Below are 6,418 nucleotides of genomic sequence, written 5' to 3' on the forward strand. Positions count from 1 at the left end.
CAGGGCCTGATGGAACGCGGTGATCTGGCCGAGGCGCTGAATGCAGCCCGCAAAATCGGTGACGATCATTTGCAGCGACAGGCCGGGCGGGTGCCACAGCCACACACCTTTACACATGGCACATCCGAGCAGCGCGCACGCTGGTTCGAGCGCGGCTTTGACAGCGGCCAGATGGCCTCATGTGACACGTTCAGCGCACGACAGCTCTGAGGGAAGAGGTGAGAGGCTGGACAACGACCCAAGCGGGGCTCGTTACGGCTGCTTCCTTCCGGACCTGACCGGGTTGGCGAGGCGCTCGCCCGCGCCAACCTCTCGACGCGTCATATAGGCAAAGCGCGTCTGAGGTGCAAGGGCGCAGGCTCAAAGGTGCAGCCGGATCCGCGCAAATCCGTTTTCCGATATGCCGCAGGGCTCCGGGCGCAGATCTGCGATTTCAGACAGATGTGTTACCGCATCAGGAGACGTCAGCAGGATAGCAGAGACATTCAGATCGGGGCGGAACCGCCACGGCGCGGCCCCGCGCACCGCAGCGCAATCGGGCGCCTGCAGATAACTGACCAGACCGTCCTCCAGAGGCGCCCGGCCGCGAAAAGCAATCTCATCCTCGGAAAAAGCGCGTAACTGTCCCCCACCGCCGGTTCGGTGATCTGATGTGGCGACCAGAAATTCCTGTTCGGGTTCGAGTGGCCTGCCCTTCCAGGTCACGTTGCTGATCCGTCCCTCGCCCGTCCCTCCGGGGCGGCCGGCGGGGTCATATTTAGGCGGCCGCGTCGGATCGATGTCATAGTTCAGCCCGTAGATCGCATCATAGCGGAACCCCGGGATGTTCTCGTTCAGCAGAAGCTGATCAGGATCTTCCCGGCGCAGCGTGTTAAAAATCACCACCGATCGTTCAAGCCAGTCTGTCAGACGCGCGCCTGTCGTCCGCACGGCCCAGACCTGATTGGAATACGGATCAAGCCCGACAATATGGCGCCGCTTTACGGGACCACCCGGTAGAGAGATGAAATTATCCGGTCCGTCAAAGCCGCCGGTCGAGGCGGTTGAACCCGACGCCAGCAACGGCAGCTCTTCCAGGTCGCTGCCGGCCATCGCCTGTCGGATGACATGACGTTTGGTTTCTGCGATCAGGGCTGACACAGGGCTGGGCTGAGCCAGCGCGAAATAGCTGTTCATCGGACGCATCAGCCGCCCGACCTCGTGATTGAGATGTTCGCGCGTAGCAAGATGTGCCTCTGACGCCAGCGCCGCAACGTCCGGGTCTTCGGGCGTGTCCGTCGCGCTCTTCGCCAGCCGGCTTTCTGAACGGGTGATTCTGATGCTGCCACCGTTTGCCGGCCAGGCGAGGTCGAGATCGATCAAGCCAAGATGAGAGCCGGCAAAGCCGGGCAGCACGACGGGTTTACCGTATACCTTACCCTGGCGGCTGTCGGTGTTGCGGTTGGTTTCGTGGTCGGGCCCCGGAAACACCAGGTGTGTATGGCCGCCGATCACTGCATCCACACTGCCCAGACGGGCAATTTCGACTATTTCGTTTTGTGGCTGCACGCCCTCGTCAAACCGGGCAATTCCCATATGCGCCAGCACCACGATCAGATCTGCGCCCTCTGCCCGGGCTGCTTTGGCGGCATCTGCGGTCGCTTGCACAGGATCACACAGCGACGCGCGTCCGGACAGCTGGTGCCGGTTCCAGCTGATCGTCTGACGGGGCAGCACGGAAACCACGCCGATCCGCAACCGGCGCCGGGTGCCGTCGGAACAGAGCACCTCGCGCTCAAGTATGGCACGGGGCCGGATGGAGGGAATGCCCGCGCCGCCGAGGTTGGAGCAGACCACCGGCATCCTGTAGCGCGAAAGCGTGGCATCCAGATATTCGAGGCCGTGATCAAAGTCATGATTGCCCAGACCCACAGCGTCATATCCCAGCATCTGCAGACACTCCGGCACCGGGTTCGGCGTCCCGCGTCCGGAGTGCGCGAGATAGGCCGCCAGCGGCGTGCCCTGAAGGATGTCACCGTTGTCGAGAAGAAAGCTCTCACGTCCTGCGCCGGCAGCTTCCTGCCGCGCCGATGCAATCAGAGTTGCAAGTCGTGACAGGCTCGGACCCTCACCGGCGCAGTCCCGCACATAATCATAAGATGTGATCTGCATGTGTAGATCGCTTGTCGCGAGCAGGGTCACTCCGGCGGTCGTATCGCGGTGATGCGAAGAGTGGCGGTCGTTAATCGTCTTGATCTCCCGGGGTTGCTGCAATTAGCAACCATTACGTGCAGCTCGCAGAGAAGATCACGCAAGGGTTGGAAAGTCCAGTGGCGAGGCCGTTCAGCTTTCATCTTGCAACACTTTGTGCGCCATGCGACGGGTTTTCCACCAAAAAAGATGTGCGCAGGGGAGCTCCGCAGATGAAAATTGCAGAAGCGGTGACATTCGGCGGCTCCGGGCTCGACCGCGCAGGAGAAGTGCGTGCGGATGCGTCTGCCGTGGCAATCGCCCGGGCTGACATCGGGGCGCGGGCAATCCTGTTCTGGCGTGGGAAGCCTCTGATATCGAATGAAAGACCCGCGTCCCTGGTGCGGCTCCCGTTGGATCACCCGGTGCTTGAGGCGGCGACCGAAGCGCCCGTTTTGCTGGGGCGGGAAGACGGTGCTGCGCGTTTTGCCTTCGATATTTCCTCGTGGTCTCCGGACGATCTCGACCCTGGCCTGCTCGGTGGCTTTCTGGACCCCACAGAACAGCGGCACCCGGCGCTTGGCGACACTGAGGTCTTTGCCGAGCTGCGCCGCGTGATGACATGGCTCAGCGCGCGTGACGCAGAGCTCGCAGCAACCGGAAAAGCCATTCTCGGCTGGCACGAAACACACCGCTTCTGTGCCCGCTGCGGTGCGGAATCTGCGATCGAACAGGCTGGCTGGCAGCGTAAATGCATCACCTGTGGCGGATCACACTTTCCGCGTACTGACCCGGTTGTGATCATGCTGATCACCCGCGGCAACAGCGTGCTGATGGGTCGCTCTCCGGGCTGGCCGGAGGGGATGTTTTCATTGCTGGCGGGCTTTGTTGAGCCGGGCGAGACCCTTGAAGCCGCAGTACGCCGCGAGGTCTTTGAGGAAGCCGGCGTGCAGGTAGGGCAGGTATCCTATCTCTCCAGCCAGCCCTGGCCCTTTCCTGCCTCACTGATGATGGGGTGTGCGGGGGAGGCGACCAGCGACGAGATCATAATCGACCCGGTCGAAATCGAGCAGGCCATGTGGGTCAGTCGCGAGGAGATGATGCTGGCGATGTCAGGAGAGCATCCGACCATGCTGCCGGCGCGGAAGGGTGCAATTGCCCATTTTCTGATAGAAAACTGGCTTGCGGACAGACTTGATTGACACGACAGTGACGTTCAACTGACGCAGCAGGCCCCGGCAATGAAGTTTGAGACCCAGGAAGACATCGACGCGCCCACCGGACATGTCTTTAAAATGCTTACTGATTTTGAAACCTTTGAGCGGGCGGCAATGCGCCGTGGCGCCGAAGTCCGCCGGACAGACAATCATACGGCACCTGCGGTCGGCGTGTCCTGGGCGGCCCGGTTTTTCCTGCGTGGACGAATGCGGGATGTGACACTTGAAGTTACCCGCTGCGATCCGTGCGATCATCTGACGCTTGGGCTGGCGTCATCGGGGCTGACCGGAAACATTGCCTTTGAGCTCATAGCGCTCTCGCCGTCGCGCACGCGCCTGCTGGTCGGACTTGAGCTGCAACCGCACAGTCTGTCGGCGCGGTTGCTGGTGCAGTCCCTGAAGCTGAGCAAAGGTGCTGTTTTGCGAAAATACGAGGACCGCATCGCCGGTTTCGTTCAGACGCTCAGCGACAGACATGACCGCAAGATCTGAGAGAGCTGTCAGTCGCGGTCAGGGCTGGCAGGATAAACGCCGAGGATTTCAATCATATTGGTGAAGTAATCCAGCTCTTCCATCGCGCGCCGGACAGCCGGATCGTCAGGATGGCCCTCTATATCCGCGTAGAACTGTGTCGCTGTGAAAGACCCGCCCACCATATAGCTTTCCAGCTTGGTCATGTTGATCCCGTTGGTGGCAAAACCGCCCATCGCCTTATAAAGTGCCGCAGGAATGTTGCGCACCTCAAAGACAAAGCTTGTGATCATGCCGTGATCACCCCGGCGTCTGTGATCAGCCTCGGGCGACATCAACAGAAAGCGGGTCGTGTTATTACCCTGATCCTCGATGTGGCGGGCGAGCACGTCCAATCCGTAGATGTCGCCGGCAAGCTCGCTGGCAAGCGCTGCCATTGAAGGGTCCCCGCCTGCGGCCACATCCTTGGCCGAGCCGGCCGTATCCGCGCCCGTGACACGCCGGATGCCGTGCTTTGCCAGAAAGCTCTTGCACTGACCCAGCAGCACCGTGTGGCTCATCGCGCTTTTGATGTCTTTGAGAGTGGTGCCCGGCAGCGCCAGCAGGTTGATGTGCACCCGGACAAAGGATTCCTCGATGATATGCAGCCCCGACTGCGGCAGCAGCGAATGAATATCGGCAACCCGTCCGTAGGTGGAGTTTTCCACCGGCAGCATGGCAAGCTCCGCATTGCCCTCCAGCACGGCGTCGATTGCATCCTCGAATGTCCGGCAGGGAACAGGTGTCATTTCCGGGCGAGCGGCGTGACAGGCTTCGTGGCTGTAGGCGCCGAGCTCTCCCTGAAAAGCGATGCGGGCGGGGGTATCGGCAGTCATCGGAGAGGATCCCTGGCTGAATTCTTTGGAAACCGGTCGTTTGGTCGCGGTAACTACACCTTGCCACGGCGAAGGGGAAGCAATAGATACCGCGGGAACAAAAACAACGGACCGTGATTCAATGTTTGACACAATGACATTCACCAAAGCGGCAGGCGGCGTGTGCGGCGCACTGCTTGTGTTCCTTCTGGGCAAATGGGCTGCTGAAGAACTGTATCATGTGGATTCGCATGGCGAAGCTTCATATGTCATTGAGGTTGAGGAAGACGCTGACACAGCAGAGGTGGAGGAAGTCGTTGATTTTGCGACCGTTCTGGCGTCAGCCAGCGTCGATGACGGCGCCAAGGTATTCCGTAAGTGCTCTGCCTGTCACAAGCTGGAGGAGGGCGCGAACGGCGTCGGTCCTTATCTTTATGGCGTCGTCGGTCGTGGCATCGGTACGGTGGACGGATTCAGCTATTCAGAAACACTGGCAACTATGGGCGGTGACTGGACGCCGGAAAACCTCAGCGGCTTTCTGGAGAAACCGTCCTCATGGGCCGAAGGAACATCAATGGGCTTTGCCGGTCTTAACAAGGTTCAGGACCGGGCCGACCTGATCGCCTATCTTGACAGTCTCGACGACTGATATTTACCCGAAATTAACCATAAGGGCCGCTTGCTGTGATGCAGGCGGCCTTTTTGCTGTGCAGGACGGTGCGGAAGGCGGGCAATCACATTTTCGCAACTTGTATCTTGGCCCGGCGTCCCGTTAGCTTACATCAGAGCAGGACACCGGAAGAACACGGTGGCACACAGGAGGAATTTCCAGATGACATCCCCCCGGACCCGGACCATTGCGGCACCTTATCGCAGGACCCGCACCCTTGCAGCCCTGGGCGCGCTGACCGCTGCCGTTGCCCTGCTCTGGACGACGACGCTGCGGGCTCAGGACAATATGGTGGTGAGCCACGGCTATTCTTTCTATGGTGATCTGAAATATCCCGAAGATTATACGCATTTCGATTACGTGAACCCCGACGCTCCCAAAGGCGGCGAGATTTCTCTGAGTGTCGTAGGTACCTTCGATTCCATGCACCCCTACACCCGCAAAGGCCGGGCCGGGGCGCTCTCGACCGTGATGTATGAAAGCCTTCTGGGCGATGGCACCGGCGGCGCATCTGCCCCTGCGGATGCATACGGCGAATATCTCTGCCTGCTCTGCGAGCGGGTGGAATACCCCGAGACCAAAGACTGGGTGATCTTTTACATGCGCCCTGAGGCGCGGTTTTCGGACGGCTCACCTGTCACCGCCCATGACATCGCTTTCAGCCACAATCTGCTGCTCGACGAGGGGCTGAAATCCTATGCCGACGCCGTGCGCCAGCGCATCCCCGAAGTCGAAGTAATCGATGACCACACCATCAAATTCTACTTCACCGAAGGCATCTCCCGGCGCAGTCTCATTGATCAGGTCGGGTTTGTTCCTGCCTGGTCGAAAAAGTGGTATGAGGAAACAGGCGCGGGTCTCGACGAAAGCCGGCTTGAGGTCTCGCCCGGGTCCGGCCCCTACATGATCGACAGCGTCGATGTGAACCGCCGCATCGTCTATAAACGCAATCCCGATTACTGGGGCAAAGACCTTGCCTTTAACGTCGGCCGCAACAATTTTGACAGCATCCGCATCGAATATTTCGGCGATGACAC

The 6,418-nt window shown here is 60.1% G+C and carries 7 protein-coding genes and 1 other RNA gene; 5 read left to right on the top strand and 3 right to left on the bottom strand.

From position 1 onward, the window contains the following. Nucleotides 1-210 (top strand): neutral zinc metallopeptidase (locus Q0M35_RS14530; RefSeq protein WP_295316547.1); only part of this gene is annotated, 210 nt, incomplete at its 5' end. Nucleotides 211-216: 6 nt separating this feature from the next. On the opposite strand, the gene ffs is transcribed toward Q0M35_RS14530, so the two are convergent. After that, nucleotides 217-315, bottom strand: an RNA gene (gene ffs, locus Q0M35_RS14535) — signal recognition particle sRNA small type. A 45-nt stretch (nucleotides 316-360) separates the two neighbouring features. Then, entirely contained in the window at nucleotides 361-2,181 is a 1,821-nt protein-coding gene (locus tag Q0M35_RS14540; protein ID WP_295316557.1) for a 5'-nucleotidase C-terminal domain-containing protein, read from the bottom strand. A 221-nt stretch (nucleotides 2,182-2,402) separates the two neighbouring features. Here Q0M35_RS14540 and nudC point away from each other — a divergent pair, with 221 nt between their 5' ends. Together nudC and Q0M35_RS14550 are read left to right on the top strand one after the other, a co-directional pair. Next, nucleotides 2,403-3,371 (top strand): NAD(+) diphosphatase, encoded by a 969-nt coding sequence (nudC, locus tag Q0M35_RS14545; RefSeq protein WP_295316548.1) that lies wholly within the window; start codon nucleotides 2,403-2,405, stop codon nucleotides 3,369-3,371. A 39-nt stretch (nucleotides 3,372-3,410) separates the two neighbouring features. Further along, nucleotides 3,411-3,878 carry an SRPBCC family protein gene (locus Q0M35_RS14550; protein ID WP_295316551.1) on the top strand — a complete coding sequence of 156 codons (468 nt, stop codon included), beginning with the start codon at nucleotides 3,411-3,413 and terminating at the stop codon, nucleotides 3,876-3,878. Nucleotides 3,879-3,886: 8 nt separating this feature from the next. On the opposite strand, the gene Q0M35_RS14555 is transcribed toward Q0M35_RS14550, so the two are convergent. Then, complete coding sequence (locus Q0M35_RS14555; protein WP_295316553.1) at nucleotides 3,887-4,732, bottom strand: prephenate dehydratase; 846 nt, start codon at nucleotides 4,730-4,732, stop codon at nucleotides 3,887-3,889. 121 nt (nucleotides 4,733-4,853) lie between these two features. Between Q0M35_RS14555 and Q0M35_RS14560 the strand changes: the two genes are divergently transcribed. Both Q0M35_RS14560 and Q0M35_RS14565 read left to right on the top strand, forming a co-directional pair. Then, nucleotides 4,854-5,360 (top strand): cytochrome c family protein, encoded by a 507-nt coding sequence (locus Q0M35_RS14560; protein WP_295316555.1) that lies wholly within the window; start codon nucleotides 4,854-4,856, stop codon nucleotides 5,358-5,360. A gap of 183 nt (nucleotides 5,361-5,543) precedes the next feature. Then, nucleotides 5,544-6,418, top strand: an 875-nt coding sequence (locus Q0M35_RS14565; RefSeq protein ID WP_295316556.1) for an ABC transporter substrate-binding protein, incomplete at its 3' end; no start/stop codon positions are given.

Source organism: Roseobacter sp. (assembly GCF_024639605.1).
Taxonomy (GTDB): Bacteria; Pseudomonadota; Alphaproteobacteria; order Rhodobacterales; family Rhodobacteraceae; genus Roseobacter.

What these genes read in the sequence shown, in the direction of transcription:
- nudC (WP_295316548.1), top strand. Translation starts at nt 2,403, where the DNA reads ATGAAAATTGCAGAAGCGGTGACATTCGGCGGCTCCGGGCTCGACCGC.
- Q0M35_RS14550 (WP_295316551.1), top strand. Translation starts at nt 3,411, where the DNA reads ATGAAGTTTGAGACCCAGGAAGACATCGACGCGCCCACCGGACATGTC.
- Q0M35_RS14555 (WP_295316553.1), bottom strand. Translation starts at nt 4,732, where the DNA reads ATGACTGCCGATACCCCCGCCCGCATCGCTTTTCAGGGAGAGCTCGGC.
- Q0M35_RS14560 (WP_295316555.1), top strand. Translation starts at nt 4,854, where the DNA reads ATGTTTGACACAATGACATTCACCAAAGCGGCAGGCGGCGTGTGCGGC.